Below are 17952 nucleotides of genomic sequence, written 5' to 3'. Positions count from 1 at the left end.
TCAGATCGGCTGGCCCGTCCCGGAGACATCCCATGACCACAACACTAGACCTTGACCCCGTGCGGGAAGCCGCGCTGATCGCCGCGCAGAACGATACATTTCGACGTTCCATCCTTGGCAATACCCCGGTCGCCGATGCCCCGCAGGGCCAGTTCGTGATGACACGCGGCGTCGCGGCGCTTGGGCCTGACGCCCAACTGGAACTTATCCGCCGTGTTGCCGCCTTTGACGGGTTCAATGCCGATAGCGACCCGCAGGGCTGGCACGAGATGGGGGTCATCGACTTTCAGGGCACGACGGTCTGGTTCAAGATCGACTTGTATGACGTCGACTATCAATATGGCTCGCCCGAGCCCTCCGACCCCGAACAGACGCGCCGGATTCTGACCCTGCTTCTGCCGTCGGAATACTGACGCCTCCAATCCCAACTCACCGCCCCGGACCGTCCTTGCACAAAGGGCGGTCCTTTCGCGCTGGCGGGTTTCCAAGGGGTGCGATGGTTGCGTCCCGCCCGCCGCAGGAGACCAGACATGCCCAAGACACTCGACTACCAGATCACCCTCTACCCCGCACATCGCGATGGCGTCTTTGTCGTTACACAGTTCCAGATGCTGGGGAGCTACCCCGAGAAGCGTGTCCAGGCTGCGGGCATGGATGATCTGATGGACAAGGTGACGCAGTTCGCGATGGAGCACGGTGAGAGCTGCAGCGCCTCGGTGCGTTGCCTCGCCCCGCGCAAACCGCCTGGGTTCAAACGCGCGACCGAGGATCTCTATTTCAACCTCGTTGACCGGACGGCTGAGAAACGCGGCGACGCTGCAGCCTGAAGCCCCCCAAAGGAAACCTCGGGGGCGGCCTCGTGCAACGGTCGCCCTCCCCTCAATTCCAAAGGACCAAAAACATGACACAAGCGACTGATTTCTACGCTCAGATGCTCGAATCCCAGAGACATGCTGCCGAACAGCGGGTGCAGACCCGCGCGGCGCTCCTTACCGAGCTGCGCGCCCTCGGTGTGAGGAGCATCGAGGTGCAATACGAAGGCTACGGCGATTCCGGCAATGTCGAGGATGTCGTGGTGACACCTGACACGATTGCCCTGACAGAAGACCTGCGGCGCAGGGTCGAAGACTTCGGCTGGGACTTCGCCTATGCGCTGAGTCCCGGCTTCGAGAACAACGAAGGCGGCTATGGCGAACTGACCTGGGCGCTCGAGGCGGACAAGATCGATGTCAGCCACTCGAACCGCTATATCGAGACCAACACCACCGAACACGAGGGGCTCTGACATGGCACATCCCCTCCACCACGCCGAAAGCTCTGCCCGAAAGTTCGGCGGTGTGCCTGATGACTATCAGTTCGTGCATGACTGGTTTGACTCATCCAAAGAGCACCTCGCGATCTTTACGCATCGTGCACACCGGCACCACGCGCTCGGGATCTTCGAGGCCGAACGACTGTTTGGGCGCAGCCTGACCAACAGCGCGGGCCGGGTCGTCCCGATCCGCTGGATTGGTGAGCAGCATGTGCGCGAAGACTGCCAGGGGCGCATCCCGTCGCTGGCGGACTGGCTCGGACGCATCCAACCGGAGCCGTGGATGGCCAATGGCCGGATCGATAATGATCTGACGCAGATTTGCAGCGATCCGCGCGCGGTCTGGATCGAGGCGGTCTCCAATCACCAGACCATTCTCGGTTTCGAGGATTGGCTCCTGAAAGTCTCCGTCGAGCACGTCCAACACCGCCAGAACCGCGCCGCCGCCTAATCCGCCGGACGGTAAACTTACCAACCACCTGACCACGTCCAGATCGACCCGCATACGCCTTAACCGGCCTGGCGGGTCGATTGCGTTTCAAGAAAGGAAATCGACATGCATGACCCCGTTTACGAGGAGGCCTACCAGGGCCACACCATCAAGATCTACCACGACCCGGATGCTGAGAGCCCACGGGAGTGGTCCAACCTCGGAACGCTGATCTGTTGGCATCGGAGATACCGGCTGGGCGACAGCCACCAGTTCGACAGCCCTGAGGCATTCTTGCGTGACCTCGCAGACGTTTTGGATCAGCGTGATTTCTCTATGGAACAGTTGCGCGACCGCGCCGAGCGCAGGGCAATCATTCTGCCCGTGTTTCTCTACGATCATTCCGGACTCGCGATGAACACCATCGGGTTTCCCTGTCCGTGGGATTCGGGCCAGGTCGGTTTTGTCTATTTGACGCTCGAGGCGGTCCGGAAAGAGTTCGGCGTGAAACGCGTCACCAAGGCGCTGCGTGAAAAGGCCGAAGACATCCTGCGCGGTGAAATCGTCAGCTACGACGCCTATCTCGACGGGCGGGTCTATGGCTATGTGATTGAGCAGGACGGCGAAGAGGTCGATGCCTGCTGGGGGTTCGTCGGCGATTATGTGACCGACTGTTTGCCGGAGGCACGGCGTGCGGTGCCTGATCATGAGCCGAAACAGTCAACAAATTCCGATATGGCTCAGGCCCACCCATAGGCAAATCGGTCTACTACGGCGGGCAGGATTTACAGCGCGGCCTTAGCAAGCTTGATGTTCCGTCAATGCTGCAATGCAGAAATAACATAGGGCAGCTATTGTGCAGGCGCAGCATGGCCCCTATCTTAAGTCATGTGATCAGTTCCTCCTCCTCCCTGAGCTGATCCAGAATAATCGGCGGCATCCACCTCCTCCCGGATGCCGCCTTTTTATTTTGTGGCGATTTCACAATCGGCGGATTCGGGCCCCTAAACGCTCAACACTCTGAGGTATCAACAGGTTTTAGAACTCGGTTGTGTTCGATGTCTGGCTGCAGGTCTCTCGAACAGCAACAGAGGATCCCTACCTGAGACTGGCTTGTAATACGGCGCTCATCGTCTGCGGAGCCCGCCCGAGGATACGTGACAGCGTGGGATCGACGGTTGAGAATTCACCCGCCCGCGCCGCGCGGTAGTAGCCCAACATAACGGCGATTGAGCCTTCCGGGACACCGGAGGCCCGCGCATTTGCTTGCAGGACATCTTCGCTGATCAAAACGCGTTCGACAGGCCTGCCCCTTATCTGACCCGCGCGCTCCGCCAGCTCGGCAAGGTCGAACGCTTCCGCCCCGGTCAACGGTGGCGTCGGGCCGTCAATCACCTCCTGCCCCACCAGCAGCGCCGCATCCAGCGCAGCGAGATCGTCATGGGTCGTCCAGGCGACTTTCCCATCTTGCGGGGCAGCCAATCGCCCGGCTTTCAAGCCCCTGGCATTCATCATCACGGCACTCGCCGCGTAAAAACCGTGGCGCAAGGCCGTCCATGCCAGCCCCGATGTCGCGAGCATCGCTTCCGTTGCCGCATGATCGCGACCCGGAGGGAAATGCGAGTCCGGCGAACTGGACACCTGACTGGTGTAAAATATGCGCTCCACCCCAATGTCGCGGGCCACGTCGATGGCCGTCGCGTGTTGCGCCAGAGGATTACCGTCAGTCGCCGCAGCGTTCGAAGACACGAGAAGCAAACGTTCGGCCCCGTCCCAAGCCTGGCGCAAACTCTCTGGATCGTTATAGTCGCCTTGGCGTACGCGCACACCAAGCGCCGCGAATGCCTCAGCTTTTGCGGTGTCGCGGACACTGACCCCGATGCGCTCAGCGGCGACGTGATGCAGCAGATTTTCAACAATTTTGCGGCCAAGCTGGCCCGTTGCCCCGGTCACGATCAACATGGCTTTGTCCTTTCTATTTCTGTCCGCCGGACCCAAATGTTGGTCGGCGCTGGTTACACCAAGAGTATCCACTGTTCTTTATATCTTTGATAATCTGCCAAATATCGAATAGCCTGTTCTCCATGAAGAACAATATATCCCAAGACGATCTGATCGTGTTTCTGACGGTCCTTGACGAGGGGGGCTTTCGAGCGGCTGCGCGGCGTCTCGGGGTTGCGCCGTCAAACGTCAGCACGACCCTGTCCCGCATCGAGACACAGCTCGGTGTCCCGCTCCTGTTGCGTACGACGCGCAGCATGCGGGCGACGGACCAAGGGCGAACGCTGGCCGCACGGATCGCGCCCCTGATGGCCGAGGTGCGCGCGGCTTGTGCCGAAACTGCGGATTCGACGGGTCGTGTGAGCGGCCGGTTGAAGATCAATGTGCCGGGCGCGGTCATGCCCGATATCCTGCCGCCTATTCTGGCCACGTTTCAGCATCAACACCCGGCTGTGGAGGTCGAGCTTGTTGTCGACAACGGCTTGGTCGATATTATTGAGTCTGATTGCGATGCGGGAATTCGCTACGGCGCATCGCTTGAAAAGGACATGATCTCCATCCCCATTGGACCGCGCCGCCAGCAGATCGCGCTTGCCGCCTCGCCCGCCTATTTGGAGGCACATGGTTGCCCAGAGACTCCTGCACAACTGACCACCCATGATGCGATCCGATATCGCCTGCCGGGTGGGCCTCTGCTCCCGTGGACATTGCAAGCCGGAGGTAAGGCCATCACGGTCGAGCCTGTCACACGCTTGGTCCTCAGCGTGAATGCCCTGAACTCTGGGTTGAGTTATGCGCGGGCGGGAATGGGGATCATCGCCATGTTCCGCAATTGGCTCGAGGGCGATTTTCGCGCACAGACGCTTGTGCCGATCCTGAAAGAGCACTGGCATCCTTTGGATGGGCCAAGGCTCTACTACCCCAACCGGTTTACATCCAACGCGTTACGGGCATTCATTGAGACCTGCCAGAGTAAGGTCTCTGGGGATGAATAAGGTTGCAAATTACCAGTGAAAGTTCGGTTGCAATCACATTCTCTGTGAGCGCTGTTAGGACCTGCCCAAAAGAGCGAGAGACAGGGCGGGAGGGGTGACCCCTCCCGGGTGAGAGAGTGCGCGTGGGCTGGGGATCCACCCTCAACCCCGGAGATTGCCGATGAATACTCACCCCCATTCCGTCCAACTTGCAAGCGAGCCGAAAGCCCCTGCCCTGCCAGAGGCCCTTGGCTTCGCCCAACGCCTGTTGCTGGCTGCGAGAACCCTTGTGCCGCAGTTCGAAGCGGGTAACCCCATCGACGCCTCTACGCTTCGCGCCGCAATGGAGGAGGCATTCGGCGCCAGCGACACCAGGGGTGCCTGGGTCTGGAAAGACGCCTATGAGGCCGCCGAGATCGCCCAGATCCTGATGCTGTCGCGCTATGGAACCCTGATGCAGCGGCAGGCACCCTCGCCGCAGGCCTTCCTCACTATGGTCGAACGTCTCGCCAGTCTGGCTCCGTCCCACACGCGGCGCTCCGAAGACAGCGTGCGCTTGCAACAATTCTCCACGCCGCTGCCTCTTGCGGCCGTCGTTGCGCAGGCTGCGGGTTTCCGTGCCGATGACCTCGTGCTCGAGCCCTCGGCCGGCACCGGCATGCTGGCGATCTTCGCCCGGGTCGCCGGCACCCGCCTAGCGTTGAATGAACTCGCTGAAACCCGCCGCGCCCTGCTGGGACACCTGTTCCCCGATGCCGTCGTATCAGACCACGATGCCGCGTCGATCGACGATCGGCTGAATCGGTCGGTCTTGCCCTCGGTCATCGTGATGAACCCACCATTCTCCGTGGCCAATCATGTCGAGGGTCGGTTTCGGCAGGCCACCAGTCAGCATGTCCTGTCTGCACTGGCGCGCCTAATGCCAGGTGGACGTCTTGTCGTCATCACTGGCGAGAGCTTCCGCCCCTCCACCAAATCCTTCCAGTCGACCTTTCAGCGGATCGCTTCAAGCGCCGATGTGGTGTTTTCCGCCGCGATTGAGGGCAAGGTCTTCGCGCGACATGGCACCACGGTCGACACGCGGCTCACCGTGATCGACAAGTGGACTGTCGGCGCGGAAGAGACCGCTCTGGGCGATATCGAGGCCGCCTATCATCCGATCTGCGCGACCACGGCCGAACTTCTCTCCGCAGTGCTCACCCATTGCCCCGAGCGCCGCAACCCTCCGCCCTGCCCCACCACATCGGCCCTGTCGGTTCCGAACCACTCGAGCCGCTCCAACCTGCACGCCCTGCGCAACGCCGCCCGTCACGAAACCCGCGCCCTCGCCGAGGAACGCGCGAAGCACCCTTTCGATGACATCGACACGGCCCCGCTCGACTACTTGCCAAAAGCCTGGAGCGAACCAGAGGGTACGCTACAGGACACGGTCTACGAGGCCTATGACCTTCAAGGGATCCGGATCGACGGCGCGGCGGAACATCCGACCGCGCTGGTGCAATCCGCCGCCATGGCCTCGGTCCCGCCGCCCGTGCCGACCTACCGCCCGGTTCTGCCGAAGACCCTCGTCGAGGATGGCCTCCTCTCTGCTCCACAGCTCGAAAGCGTCATCTATGCTGGCAATGCCCATGAGACGCACCTGAAGGGCTGGTTCAAGCGCGGCGAGATCGAAGGCCATCTGATGGCAGCGGCCGAGGGTGACGAGGGCGCCTTCCGCCTGCGCAAGGGCTGGTTCTTGGGCGATGGCACCGGCTGCGGCAAGGGCCGGCAAGTTGCGGGCATCATCCTCGACAATTGGCTACAAGGCCGCCGCAGGGCGGTCTGGGTCTCAAAAAGCGACAAGCTCATCGAAGATGCGCGGCGCGACTGGATGGCGCTCGGGGGGCGCGAGGGCGATATCGTGCCGCTCTCGAAGTTCCGCCAGGGCAGCGATATCCGCCTGCCCGAGGGTATCCTCTTCGTCACCTATGCCACGCTGCGTTCGGCCGAACGCGAGGGCAAAGCCTCCCGCCTCGACCAGGTGACGTCTTGGCTCGGCGACGGGTTCGACGGGGTCATTGCTTTCGATGAGAGCCACGCCATGGCGAATGCCGCCGGCGAAAAGTCCGACCGCGGCGACAAGAAGGCCTCCCAGCAGGGTCTCGCTGGTCTCGCATTGCAAAATGCCGTGCCTGATGCTCGCGTGCTCTACGTCTCGGCCACCGGTGCCACGGTCGTCGGCAATCTCGCTTATGCTTCGCGCCTCGGTCTCTGGGGCACTGGGGATTTCCCTTTCGTGACGCGGGCCGAGTTTGTCGCCGCGATGGAAGCCGGGGGCATCGCTGCCATGGAGATGATCTCGCGCGACCTGAAGGCGCTTGGGCTCTATCTCGCGCGGTCCCTCTCTTACGCCGGGGTCGAATACGAAATGCTGGTGCATGAACTCTCACCCGCACAGATCGCGATCTATGACAGCTATGCCGATGCGTATCAGATCATCCACACCAACCTCGAGGCAGCCCTTCAAGCGTCTGGCATTTCCTCCGAGACCGGCACGCTCAACCCCCAGGCGAAATCCGCCGCGCGCTCCGCCTTCGAGAGCAACAAGCAGCGCTTCTTCAACCATCTCATCACCGCCATGAAATGCCCCTCGCTGATCCGCGCGATCGACGCCGACCTGGCGGCGGGTCATTCGGCGGTGATTCAGGTGGTCTCGACCAGCGAGGCGGTGATGGAACGGCGCCTCGAAGACATCCCGCCCTCCGAGTGGGACGATCTGCAGGTCGATTTTACACCGCGTGAGAACATCATGGACTACCTGATGCACAGCTTCCCGACTCAGCTTTTTGAGCCTTACACAGACGAAAACGGCGATCTGCGGTCTCGCCCCGCCCTCAATGGCGACGGCAATCCGATCATCTGCCGCGAGGCGGAGCAGCGGCGGGATGATCTTGTCGAGCATCTTGGGGCCCTCGCCCCGGTGCAAGGCGCGCTCGACCAGATCCTGTGGCATTTCGGCGGGGACGCTGTAGCTGAGGTCACGGGTCGCAAGCGGCGCATAGTGAAAACGCGTGAAGGGCGGCTCAAGGTCGAGAACCGCCCCGGCTCCTCGAACCTTGGTGAAACCCAAGCCTTCATGGACGATGCCAAGCGCATCCTGATCTTTTCGGATGCTGGGGGCACGGGACGCAGCTACCACGCCGATCTTGGGGCCAAGAACCAGCGCCTGCGGGTGCATTACCTGCTGGAGCCCGGCTGGAAGGCCGACAATGCGATCCAGGGGCTTGGACGCACCAACCGCACAAACCAGGCGCAGCCGCCACTCTTCCGCCCCGTCGCGACCAATGTGAAAGGCGAGAAGCGGTTTCTCTCCACGATCGCGCGTCGCCTCGACACGCTTGGCGCGATCACCAAGGGGCAGCGCGAGACCGGCGGTCAGAACATGTTCCGCGCCGAGGACAATCTGGAAAGCCCCTATGCGCGGGCGGCGCTGCGCCAGTTTTTCTACAAGCTGCGCGCGGGCAAGATCGAGGCCTGCTCCTATGCAAAGTTCCAGGAGATGACCGGGCTGACGCTCGATGAGGCGGATGGCACCATGAAAGAGACCCTGCCGCCGATTCAGCAGTTCCTGAACCGCTGCCTCGCGCTCCGGATCGACATGCAGGACGCGATCTTCGAGGCCTTCGGCGGGTTCCTTTCGGCCATCATCGAAGATGCGCGTCAGGCAGGCACGCTCGATGCGGGTCTTGAGACGCTCAAGGCCGAGAAATTCGTGATCACCGACCGCAAGGTGATCTTCGAGCATGAGGCGACGGGGGCCATAGCCACCGCGCTCACCGTCGATTGCACCGATCGCAACGATCCGCTGACCCTGTCCCGGGTCAGACAGATCTGCGCGGACACGAAGGGCGCGACGCTGTGCTGGAACACCTCCTCCAAACGCGCGGCCCTGATGGTGAAGGCGCCGGCCTTCATGGATGAGGACGGTGTGCCGATCCTGCGGGTGAAACTGCTGCGGCCCATGGCCACCGAGATCCTCGCCCTTTCCGAGTTCTCGAAATCGCATTGGGAAGAGATCGATGATGGGATGTTCGAACAGCTCTGGCAGGCCGAGGTCGAGGCGGTGCCGGAGTTCACCACCTCGAGGGTCACGCTGATCTGCGGGTTGCTCTTGCCGATCTGGGACCGGCTGCCCGCCGACAACATGCGCATCTATCGCCTGCAGACTGAGGATGGGGAACGCGCCATCGGCCGTCTGGTCAGCCAGGAGCAGCTTCTCAATGTCTACGCGCGCCTTGGGCTCGACTGCCAGATCGAGATGTCGCCGCAAGAGGTGTTCGGCGCGGTCATGGATGCAAGGACATCCCTGAACCTTCTTGGTGGCTACCAACTGCGCCGCTCGCTGGTCATGGGACAGCCGCGGCTCGAATTGATCGGTGCGTTGGGCGCGGCCCTGCCAGGGCTGAAGGCGATGGGCTGTTTCACCGAGGTGATTCAGTGGAAGACGCGGGTGTTCATCCCGGTGGACGGCATTGACGTGCTGGCGCGGGTCCTTGACGAACATCCCGTTGGCACCAGCGCCGCGGATGCCGCCGCATGAGCGCGCGGCGCAGTATCGCAGACCTCTCGGCCGATCTTGCAGACCGTGCCGAGAGTTTCTGCCGCCAGTATTTCCCCGAAGGACGCAAACAGGGCAACTATTGGCAGGTCGGGGATACCTCGGGCGCAAAGGGTCAGAGCCTTGCCATCCGGCTGCAAGCTCAGGGTGGGCGCAAGGCCGGGTCCTGGACCGACTATGCGACGGGGCAATATGGCGACCTGATTGACCTGCTGCAGGAACGGCTTGGGTCTGCCACGCTCAAGGAGACGCTGAGGGAAGCCCAGTCCTTCCTCGGCGAAGTCCCCTGCCCTGCCTTACCTGGTGGAACCCAAAGGGCTGAGCGCTCGGATGCAGCCTCCAGCAAACGCATTGCGCGGGCGCGCAAACTCTTTGCCGCTGGCAAGCCGGTCCTCGGCACATTGGCTTCCACCTATTTGCAAGGGCGCGGGATCACACGATTTGGTCCGGCGCTGCGCTATCACCCGAGGGTCTTTCTGCGGCAGGGCGAGGACGATCCCAATCTGCCGCAAAGGGCCCCTGCCCTGCTCGCGAAGATCACCGACAATCGGGGCCAGATCACCGGATGCGCAAGGGTTTTTCTCGACCCGTCCACCGGCGGTCTGGCCGAGATCGAGAGTCCCAAACGGATCCTCGGGCAGCTCTATGGCCATGCCATCCGTTTCTGGTCCGGGACCTCTGGCTCCGATCTCATCGTCGGCGAAGGGCTCGAGAATACCCTCTCGATCGGCACGGCTCTCCCCGAGTTCGATCTCGCCTCCTGTCTCACCGCCACCCATCTCGGCCTCTTCATCCCGCCGCCGGGGATCAAGCGGATCTGGATCGCGCGGGACAATGACGAAGCTGGACGCAAAGCATCAATGAGATTGCTTAACAAACTGGAACCGCTTGGAATTTCCTGTGGTGATCTCTTGCCAAACATGGGCGATTTCAACGACGATCTGCGGGCTCTTGGCAGAGATACGCTGCGCCGGTCCTTGTTCGGGGCCATGAGAGCACAAGGTCTGGAGATCGAGGACGGGTGACCACCAACCTCCCCGGGGATGTCCGACAGGGCAAAGGTTCCGCGGGTTCGATCTGATCCCATTTGGAAAAGGGGAGCGATGGACCGGCGGGTCGGAGCAGAGTGCTCCTCGCCCGGGCAGCAATGCGCCCCGCACCAGAAAATTCCCCTGTCCCTTCAGGCCATTCCTCGCGGGAACAATTTTCCGGCCCGCGGCGCATTCTCCGCTGCGCTCCGATCCTGACGGATGCGGCCCGGTCGCCGCCGGTCCTGGTATCGCCCCATCCAAATCGGGTCAGATCAAACAGAGGAACCAGAAAATGCCCCATCAGACAGACATACAAGAGGAAACCGGCGTGACCTCCGCCATTCTCGACCACCTCGCACTTCACGGCGCAACACCGGGGCCCGGCGAGACCGATCATCGCCCCCTGCCCCAGCCAGATGAGGTCGAGCTTGCCATGGCGACGCTTTTCGACACCACCACCGGTCTCCTCATCGGCAGCCAGTTGGAAGACAATCTCGAAGAGATGCTCTGGTCCCTGACCTTGATCTTCCATCGCCGGCTCACCCATATCCAGAAGCTTCTCGACGACAACGAATACGAGGTCCGGGAAAGTTTGGGCGTACAGGATGGCTCAGAAGTCGCCTCGGTCGAACTCGAGCGCCTCCAGATGATCGGGCTTAAGCTCTGGGACCATCGCGACGCTTTCGAGCAGATGCGCGATCTGGCCGTGGACCACTTCTCGGCCGCCACTGGCTCGCCGTGGCTGCCCCGCACCGGATCCAAAGTCTCACATCGCGGCCTGACCTCTGCCGTGGTGGATAGCCGGGCCTATCTCTCGGCCAAGCGCCGCAAGGAGACCGAGGTGCACTGCCCCGAAGGCACGCGGATCGCCTTCTCGGGCGGGGACTATCACGCCTATGATCTGATCTGGTCCGTCCTCGACGCCACGCACGCCAAATACCCCGACATGGTGCTCTTGCACGGCGGCACACCCAAGGGTGCCGAGATGATCGCGGCCCGCTGGGCAGATACTCGTGGCGTCACCCAGGTGGTCTTCAAACCCGACTGGAAGAGCCACGGCAAGGCTGCCCCCTTCAAGCGCAATGACAAGATGCTTGAGACCATGCCGCAGGGCCTGATCGCCACGCCGGGTTCGGGCATCACCGAGAACATCGTCGACAAGGCCCGCAAGCTCGGGATCCGCATCAAGAGGATCGGGGCTTAGGCCCCGGTTCGTTCAAACCGTGAAATGGACTACACCCGTCGGAAGATAAGCGCCCTTGTTGCGCACCGTAAACGTCTATGTCCGCGACGGCTTCTTGGCAGAGACCGTTCTTGAACGTACCGGACGGCCGACTGCCAGCCATTGTCGCAGGCATCAAGGGCTCAGATCCCGACATCACGCTTCGGGCTATCTGTGATCGGCTGGAGGTGATGCGCGAACGCACGCCCCGTGGACGCACAAGCTGGCAGCCGTCATCGGTCAAGATGCTGTTGGAGCGGGCCGAGAAGCTGGGGTTGCTCGACTAAGCTCCCCGAGAATCGCCCATCCGATTCTGTCGGCTGATTTCTGTACGCACTCACAATACATCTTGTGGTCATTTCATAGCGGACAACGAACTGTTGAAGTAGAGTGAGAGCACGGTCGCCCAAGACGCTGATTTTTAACAGTTTACCGTCGCCAGAAATAGGTGCCTTCAACACCACTGGACCGCTCAACGGTTTGGTCTGGATTTATCCACCATATCTGTTAAGCTCTGCAAAACAATAAAGACTTGAGGGCAGTAATGAACGGGATACGGGCCTCCCAGAGATTTGAAGTCATGTCCAAGCGGCTTGGTAGTCGGTTGCGTGAACATGCGCAGGAAACCTTCCCACCGGACGCTCAGAAAGGGCTTCGCCGCTTCGCCATGCGGGAAGCGGCTGAACTGCTTCGCATCAATCAGAATACCTTTCGCCATCATGTGTCAAACCTCGAAGGCTTTCCCGAAGGTGTCCTGGAGGGCGGCAACCGCCGTAGCTTTTCTGCAGAGGAGATGGTCGAGGCACAACGCGTACTTCTGGAGACCGGAAGGATCAAGCCAGAAGAACACCCGCACAGAAGACCTGGAGAGGCTTGTCAGATCTTGACGATCTTCAACCTGAAGGGTGGCTCCGCCAAGACGTCATCTGTTGCCCATGTAGGTCAACTACTGGGTCTGCGCGGCTACCGGGTCTTGCTGATCGACCTCGACAGCCAGGCAAGTCTGACAAACCTGTTCGGGGTTACTCCCGAGCTCGATCCGGATATGCCGACTTCATACGATCTTATCCGATCCGACGATCCATTGCCCGCAGCAGAGATCATTCGCAAAACGAACTTCCCGACCGTGGATCTGATCCCGGCATCTATGGACATCATGGAGTACGAGTTCGAGGTCGCCTTGAGCTTCAGACACGGCGCCACCACGTTCCATAGCCGCATCCGGGAAGCGCTTGAGCCCGTCCTCAATCGATATGATGTGGTGATATTTGACACCCCACCGCAGCTGAACTTCTCGGTGATCTCTGCCCTCTTTGCATCGACCGGGGTCCTGATCCCGCTCAACGCGTCGATGCTCGATGTCATGTCGCTGTCGAGTTTTCTGGGCATGGCGAGCAACCTAATGGGCGTCGTCGAGGCACACGCCCCAGAACATGGACTGAACTTCGTGCGCGTTCTGATCACCCGCTACGAGAATACGGATGGTCCGCAGGTGCAGATTTCGTCTCTGCTTCGGACAGTCCTCGGGGATGCCGTGCTATCTGCCGAGTTCCTGAAATCAACAGCCGTAGGTGACGCTGCGAACACCCAGCAGAGCATCTTCGAGGTCGAACCTCGCGACGTGAACCGCAGAACTTACGAGCGCGCGATCGAGTCTGTTTCGCGCGTGACCGACGAAGTCGAACGCGAAATCCTGAAGGCATGGGGGCGTAGCCATGGCGCGTAAGGTCTTCGGGGACTCACTCAAGAACGCGATGGGCAAAACTCCGCTTTCGGACGAGGATCTGGATGTGAAGCGCACGAGCCCGACTGTAGCTCGCGCTCAAGCATCCGTGCTAGAAGAGGATAAACACGCCACGCGGCTGATCGACCCGACCACCATACGCATGTCCGCGGTCATGGACCGCATCGATCCAAGCGATGGTCTGGATGAACTTGTCTCGTCGATCCGCGAGCACGGTCAAAAGGTTCCAGTGCTAGTTCGCCGAACCCAGGACGGTGCGCTTGAGATCGTCTATGGACGCCGTCGGCTTCTCGCTTGTCGCCAACTTGGTCAGAAGGTCCGCGCCACGGTCATGGAGATGACCGACGAGGAAGCTCTCATTGCCCAAGGCGTGGAGAATAATGCGCGCCAAGACCCATCGTTCATCGAAAGGGCCCTGTTTGTCGCCGGGATCATTCGAGAACTTGGGAAAACCGACGAGACGCGCAAGAACGCTCAAACAATCGCTTACCGGGCACTTCAGATCGATGAATCGCTCGTCTCGCGGATGAACCGTATCGCGACGGGTATCCCGATAGAACTGATCCAGGCTATCGGACCTGCACACGGCGTTGGTCGGCGGGTCTGGGAGAAGCTCTTCAGGCTGTGCGAGAAAGACGTCGCGAGAGCCCGAGAAGTTGCCAGCGAAATTCCTCGCAACTTATCAGGCCCCGACCGTCTCGAAGCCGCGGTTACCTTGCTGACAGCCACCAAGCCGTCGACGCAGAAGACACATCCCAGTGAGCGGGTGAAGATCGGCCGAAAGGGCAACCGCATCACCATCGACGTAGACGCTGATCTTGCCCCGCGAGTTGAGGAGGCAGTCCGGAAGTTGGTCACCGAGCTTCTTGACCGCGATCAAGATGGGCCAGAGTGACGACCCCGTGTCTTGACCGCGGTCAAGACATCAACAGCAACGAGCAGAAAACGAAAGGAGGACCGGCTAGAAAAGGAAAGACCCCCCGAAAGCGATGCTTCCGAAGGGCCTCAATCAGTCTCGACACCTGATTGATACCCCCAAAACGAATCGATTTCAACACCGCTCGCGGTGAACGGGGAAGCTTTTTCTTCCGAAACACCATGAGACATGCAACTAAGGCAACAACCGCCCTGGCGGAACGGACATCTTTACCCTGCCCTAACCCCTATGAGCTTCTGGGCCCGGTTCGCGTAATGAGGAAGGAGCTCGGCCTAACAACCAATGACCTCGCCGTTCTGACCGCGCTCATTAGCTTCCTACCCCGCAAAGAACGTGAGATTCAGGACAGCCAGCGACTTGCACTCACTGTCGTGTTCCCATCGAACGCTTCTCTGTCAGAGCGCGCAAATGGACTCGATGAGAGAACACTTCGACGCAGCCTGGGACGTCTCTCAGCTGCTGAACTGATCGAACGCAAGAACTCAGCAAATGGCAAACGCTTCCCGCTACGGTATGGAGGCGTCATCAGAGATGCCTTCGGTATCGATCTGAAGCCCTTGATCCAGAGGTACGGCTCGCTCACGACGCAAGCCTTGCAGCTCACCGAAGAACGCGAGCGCTTGCGCTCACTGAAGGCTGAGGCGTTGGCCCTACGTGCATCGCTAGTCCAACAGACACGATTCGATGAAGCAAAGGTCTCTACCCTCAACATGATCAGAAATGTCCTGCGTCGAGCGACATTAACCATGGATGCAGTCCTGAGCGTTATCTCTGAACTTAGAGCCCTCGGAGCCGATACAGACGCATGCTACGGTGAACTCCATACCGCAGCGAGAGATGAAACCGAAGATAATTTACAAGCTTTCGAACACCAGCATCATGGACCACATTCCATCGATCTGCCCGCCACAAACGGACAAAATGTCCGGCACATAGAGTCTATAAAAAAAGATATTAATAAGATTGCTGTCACAACAGTCCGATACCCTGAACAAACTACGCGAGCCAAACCCACGATGAACCGAGACCCAGCACAAATGGCATGGGAAGACTTCACCCATGTTACGGGATTTTTCCCAGATCCGCCTCGCTCAGGAGAAGCTCTTACCCGCATCCTATATGACCTCGCTCGATTGCTTAGAATAAGCCAGGATGAACTGAAGCGTGGAATCCAAAAAGCTGGCGCAGGAAAACTGCTTCTCGTTTTCGACTATCTGATTGCACGAGCAGACACGATCAAACACCCTGATGCCTATTTTGAAAGGATCCTACGCACACAACTTGCTCCCACACGTGCTTCTTGACCGCGGTCAAGAAGCACCATGAGATCGAAAGAGTGACTTCCGGCGGTCGTCTTGGAGTAAAGCTGATGATGAAAACAGTCCGGAAAATCACTCGATCCCCGTCCCGGGATATCCCCTTCGACAAGCTGATACTGAACCACTCCAACGTCAGTCGCAGTAGGACAGGCCTATCCGTCGAGAACCTGGCCGAAGACATCGCGCTAGTCCCTCTTGCAGAGTTTAAGCGTGCGGGATACGGAGTCCGCGATTCTCGCCGAGCATGGTTCTCTTGCGGAAAAAATGCACCGCGTCACCCCTGCCCTGCTCGCGGTCTATGCCGAGGACGGCGTGATGCTGGAGCAGCCTATGGCTTTCACTGTAAACTCGGGTCACGCGCGTCAGGTTCAGGTCTGGGATGTAATCAATTCATCCTGGAACAAGGAGCCGTTCCAGCTCTGGCACATGCTGACTGACCTCTTTCAGGGCGATGACGGCGGTTGGATCGAAGACACTGCGCTGCTCGATCGCCTGATGACGCGAAAACTCCAGGCCGAGACTCAGACCAGTGCGGTTGAGAGTTGGAAGTGGATCATGGTAGCACTTGACCTGCCCTACAGCTACAGTCACGACCTAAGGTCCCTGCCCGGCGAGCCGGAGCCGATGACGGATAACGAAGGTGCCACTCATGCCATGCTGGGCGTCGATTATCGGGCGCTGGAAGAAGAAAATGCGGGTCAGGGTGAATTGCCGGACGAGATCGACACTCCGGGAGCCATGGTGAAAAAGTTCGAGACCCGGTCATTGACCTTTGATCAGTCGGAAGTCGGTCGGGCAGGGGTGTTCGACACATTTGACCGTTACGGCGCACTCGCTGTCTATCGCCGCTATTTGCGCCCAGAGAATGAGCTCCGCGAAGAGACCGCGGTCCAGAACGGTGCTACCATGTTGGAACTATCATCATGTAGGGTGGTCACGCCAATCGGAGCTGACCTGCCGAAGGATCAAGATGACGGAGCGGCCGGTCATGAAGTTGACGGCTCCCTGGACGCTGGGGTTGCATAAAGCTATGAGACGTTCTCCGGATGACGCACTCTGGGATTACGTAACTCTCTTCGGCGAGAGCAGCCATCTGGCCCTGCTGGCGCATTGCCTTAGCTTTGGCGCCAACGCGCTTCTTGGAAAGGTGAACCCTAGCGGGCAGGCATCTTGGGAGCTTATAACCCGGCGGCCTTGGTCAGGTTCACCCGGAACCGATCACGGCGGCGTTGGTAACGGCGGGTCATCTCGGCGGAAGCATGGCCGAGCTGCTTCTGAACATAGCGCTCATCCACCTCAGCCGAGGACGCGAGACCGGCGCGCAAACTGTGGCCAGAGAACAGCGCTAGGCGCTCTTTCTCGGGCAGCTCTGATCGGATGCCCGCGTCCAGGACCGTACGCTTGATCAGGCGGGCTACATGCTTGTCGTTGAGCCGCGTTTCGGAGGCCCGTTTGCCATCGCGCGAGGTGCCGACGAAGACCGGACCGAAGTCGATCTTCGCAAAGTGCAGCCATTGTTCCAACGCGTGCACGGGGCAGGTCTGCTCCTTGGAGCCGCGGCCTATCTCCACCTCGCGCCAGCCCGTCTTGGCATTGAGGGTGAGCAGGGCACCCTTGTCGAAGATCTCGATCCAACCGCCAGAGTCCGGCGTGTCGTCCTTGTGGACGTCAAGGCTGACGCTCTCCGAGCGGCGGAGGCCCCCGGCGTAGCCCAGCAGGAGGATGGCGCGATCCCGTAACCCGCGCAGATCGAAGGGCAGGGTGGCCACCATCGCGAGAATATCTTCGGCTAAGATCGCTTCCTTCTGTACCGGCGGGCGCGCGTGCTTGCGCTTGATCCCGGCCAGCACCGTGGCGATGTGCCGGTTCTTGCGATCGAGGGCAAAGCCGCGCTGCGCATAGTTCCAGGCGAGACCCGAAAGGCGGCGGTCGATTGTCGAGACCGATAGGGCAGGCGAGGGGCCCGTCCCGGAGGCCATGTCCGCGAGATAGAGCCCGATCATCTCTGCTGACGGTGGCAGCGGCTCGACGCCCTTCATTCGGCACCAGCGCGTGAAATGCGTCCAGTCCTTCGCATAAGCTTTCAGCGTGTTGTCGGAGGCTGCGGCGCGCGCGTAGTCGCGGGCGGTGTCGACCAGGCGATCGAGGCCGCCTGAGCCCGCGACGTGGGCGGGTAGGGAGATATCATCGCTTTTTTCTTGATCTCTCTCGTCGTCCTGGGCGATACTAAATGCACCAGAGTTTGATGATGTCGACTTCTCGTCCTCTGAGGCCATTTTCCAGTGAATCCTGTCGGTCTGCCGGAGTTTTTGAGACTGCGATCCATTTGTTTTCAATGACTTACCTGTGTCGCATTTCTGAGACTGATTCAGGGTATGTGATACT

15 protein-coding genes and 1 pseudogene are annotated in these 17952 nt (G+C 60.3%); 14 read left to right on the top strand and 2 right to left on the bottom strand.

What is annotated here, in order from left to right:
• The first annotated feature begins 32 nt into the window (after positions 1-32).
• The 5 genes from BSF79_RS17180 to BSF79_RS17160 all read left to right on the top strand — a co-directional run bounded on the left by BSF79_RS17180 (position 33) and on the right by BSF79_RS17160 (position 2498).
• A complete protein-coding gene (locus BSF79_RS17180; protein ID WP_090271066.1) occupies positions 33-413 on the top strand; it encodes a DUF3768 domain-containing protein in 381 nt (126 codons plus the stop codon).
• 117 nt (positions 414-530) lie between these two features.
• Positions 531-827: a hypothetical protein gene (locus BSF79_RS17175; protein ID WP_090271065.1), complete on the top strand. Its 297-nt coding sequence runs from the start codon at positions 531-533 to the stop codon at positions 825-827.
• Positions 828-901: 74 nt separating this feature from the next.
• On the top strand, positions 902-1285 hold the full coding sequence (locus tag BSF79_RS17170; RefSeq protein WP_090271064.1) for a DUF6878 family protein: 384 nt from the start codon (positions 902-904) through the stop codon (positions 1283-1285).
• Between the two features lies 1 nt (position 1286).
• Positions 1287-1763: a DUF6915 family protein gene (locus BSF79_RS17165; protein WP_090271063.1), complete on the top strand. Its 477-nt coding sequence runs from the start codon at positions 1287-1289 to the stop codon at positions 1761-1763.
• A gap of 105 nt (positions 1764-1868) precedes the next feature.
• Positions 1869-2498, top strand: coding sequence for a hypothetical protein (locus BSF79_RS17160; protein ID WP_090271062.1), 630 nt, complete (start codon positions 1869-1871; stop codon positions 2496-2498).
• 342 nt (positions 2499-2840) lie between these two features.
• On the opposite strand, the gene BSF79_RS17155 is transcribed toward BSF79_RS17160, so the two are convergent.
• Positions 2841-3704: an NAD(P)H-binding protein gene (locus BSF79_RS17155; RefSeq protein ID WP_090271061.1), complete on the bottom strand. Its 864-nt coding sequence runs from the start codon at positions 3702-3704 to the stop codon at positions 2841-2843.
• A 122-nt stretch (positions 3705-3826) separates the two neighbouring features.
• On the opposite strand from BSF79_RS17155, the gene BSF79_RS17150 reads away from it, so the two are divergent.
• From BSF79_RS17150 to BSF79_RS17110, 9 genes and pseudogenes are all read left to right on the top strand, one after another.
• The gene (locus BSF79_RS17150; RefSeq protein ID WP_090271060.1) at positions 3827-4738 is read left to right on the top strand and encodes a LysR family transcriptional regulator; all 912 of its coding nucleotides are present in this window, start codon (positions 3827-3829) and stop codon (positions 4736-4738) included.
• Positions 4739-4898: 160 nt separating this feature from the next.
• Entirely contained in the window at positions 4899-9296 is a 4398-nt protein-coding gene (locus BSF79_RS17145; protein ID WP_090271059.1) for a strawberry notch-like NTP hydrolase domain-containing protein, read from the top strand.
• Positions 9293-10339, top strand: a complete 1047-nt coding sequence (locus BSF79_RS17140) for a DUF7146 domain-containing protein (protein ID WP_090271058.1) — start codon at positions 9293-9295, stop codon at positions 10337-10339. The genes BSF79_RS17145 and BSF79_RS17140 overlap by 4 nt, the downstream gene beginning before the upstream one ends.
• A gap of 298 nt (positions 10340-10637) precedes the next feature.
• On the top strand, positions 10638-11549 hold the full coding sequence (locus BSF79_RS17135) for a DUF2493 domain-containing protein (RefSeq protein WP_090271057.1): 912 nt from the start codon (positions 10638-10640) through the stop codon (positions 11547-11549).
• Between the two features lie 55 nt (positions 11550-11604).
• A pseudogene (locus tag BSF79_RS17130) lies at positions 11605-11854 on the top strand (recombinase family protein); the annotation flags it as partial.
• 293 nt (positions 11855-12147) lie between these two features.
• The gene (repA, locus tag BSF79_RS17125) at positions 12148-13293 is read left to right on the top strand and encodes a plasmid partitioning protein RepA (protein WP_175545368.1); all 1146 of its coding nucleotides are present in this window, start codon (positions 12148-12150) and stop codon (positions 13291-13293) included.
• A complete protein-coding gene (repB, locus tag BSF79_RS17120) occupies positions 13283-14206 on the top strand; it encodes a plasmid partitioning protein RepB (RefSeq protein WP_090271056.1) in 924 nt (307 codons plus the stop codon). Before repA ends, repB begins: the two co-directional genes overlap by 11 nt.
• 203 nt (positions 14207-14409) lie before the next feature.
• Positions 14410-15552 carry a helix-turn-helix domain-containing protein gene (locus tag BSF79_RS17115; protein ID WP_090271055.1) on the top strand — a complete coding sequence of 381 codons (1143 nt, stop codon included), beginning with the start codon at positions 14410-14412 and terminating at the stop codon, positions 15550-15552.
• A gap of 225 nt (positions 15553-15777) precedes the next feature.
• A complete protein-coding gene (locus BSF79_RS17110) occupies positions 15778-16593 on the top strand; it encodes a hypothetical protein (RefSeq protein ID WP_139246481.1) in 816 nt (271 codons plus the stop codon).
• 152 nt (positions 16594-16745) lie between these two features.
• Here the strand turns inward: BSF79_RS17110 and BSF79_RS17105 are convergent, their stop codons facing one another.
• On the bottom strand, positions 16746-17843 hold the full coding sequence (locus tag BSF79_RS17105; RefSeq protein WP_090271053.1) for a tyrosine-type recombinase/integrase: 1098 nt from the start codon (positions 17841-17843) through the stop codon (positions 16746-16748).
• Positions 17844-17952: the final 109 nt, after the last annotated feature.

Origin of the sequence: Thalassovita taeanensis (assembly GCF_900110775.1) — a bacterium.
Lineage (GTDB): Bacteria > Pseudomonadota > Alphaproteobacteria > Rhodobacterales > Rhodobacteraceae > Litorimicrobium > Litorimicrobium taeanense.
The sequence above is the reverse complement of the archived record's forward strand: the minus strand, read 5'-3'. Positions and strand labels throughout refer to the sequence as shown.

Coding starts and splice junctions, on each gene's coding strand:
- repB (WP_090271056.1), top strand. CDS start 13,283: ATGGCGCGTAAGGTCTTCGGGGACTCACTCAAGAACGCGATGGGCAAA.
- BSF79_RS17180 (WP_090271066.1), top strand. CDS start 33: ATGACCACAACACTAGACCTTGACCCCGTGCGGGAAGCCGCGCTGATC.
- BSF79_RS17165 (WP_090271063.1), top strand. CDS start 1,287: ATGGCACATCCCCTCCACCACGCCGAAAGCTCTGCCCGAAAGTTCGGC.
- repA (WP_175545368.1), top strand. CDS start 12,148: ATGTCCAAGCGGCTTGGTAGTCGGTTGCGTGAACATGCGCAGGAAACC.
- BSF79_RS17145 (WP_090271059.1), top strand. CDS start 4,899: ATGAATACTCACCCCCATTCCGTCCAACTTGCAAGCGAGCCGAAAGCC.
- BSF79_RS17135 (WP_090271057.1), top strand. CDS start 10,638: ATGCCCCATCAGACAGACATACAAGAGGAAACCGGCGTGACCTCCGCC.
- BSF79_RS17155 (WP_090271061.1), bottom strand. CDS start 3,704: ATGTTGATCGTGACCGGGGCAACGGGCCAGCTTGGCCGCAAAATTGTT.
- BSF79_RS17160 (WP_090271062.1), top strand. CDS start 1,869: ATGCATGACCCCGTTTACGAGGAGGCCTACCAGGGCCACACCATCAAG.
- BSF79_RS17115 (WP_090271055.1), top strand. CDS start 14,410: ATGAGACATGCAACTAAGGCAACAACCGCCCTGGCGGAACGGACATCT.
- BSF79_RS17175 (WP_090271065.1), top strand. CDS start 531: ATGCCCAAGACACTCGACTACCAGATCACCCTCTACCCCGCACATCGC.
- BSF79_RS17150 (WP_090271060.1), top strand. CDS start 3,827: ATGAAGAACAATATATCCCAAGACGATCTGATCGTGTTTCTGACGGTC.
- BSF79_RS17170 (WP_090271064.1), top strand. CDS start 902: ATGACACAAGCGACTGATTTCTACGCTCAGATGCTCGAATCCCAGAGA.
- BSF79_RS17105 (WP_090271053.1), bottom strand. CDS start 17,843: ATGGCCTCAGAGGACGAGAAGTCGACATCATCAAACTCTGGTGCATTT.
- BSF79_RS17140 (WP_090271058.1), top strand. CDS start 9,293: ATGAGCGCGCGGCGCAGTATCGCAGACCTCTCGGCCGATCTTGCAGAC.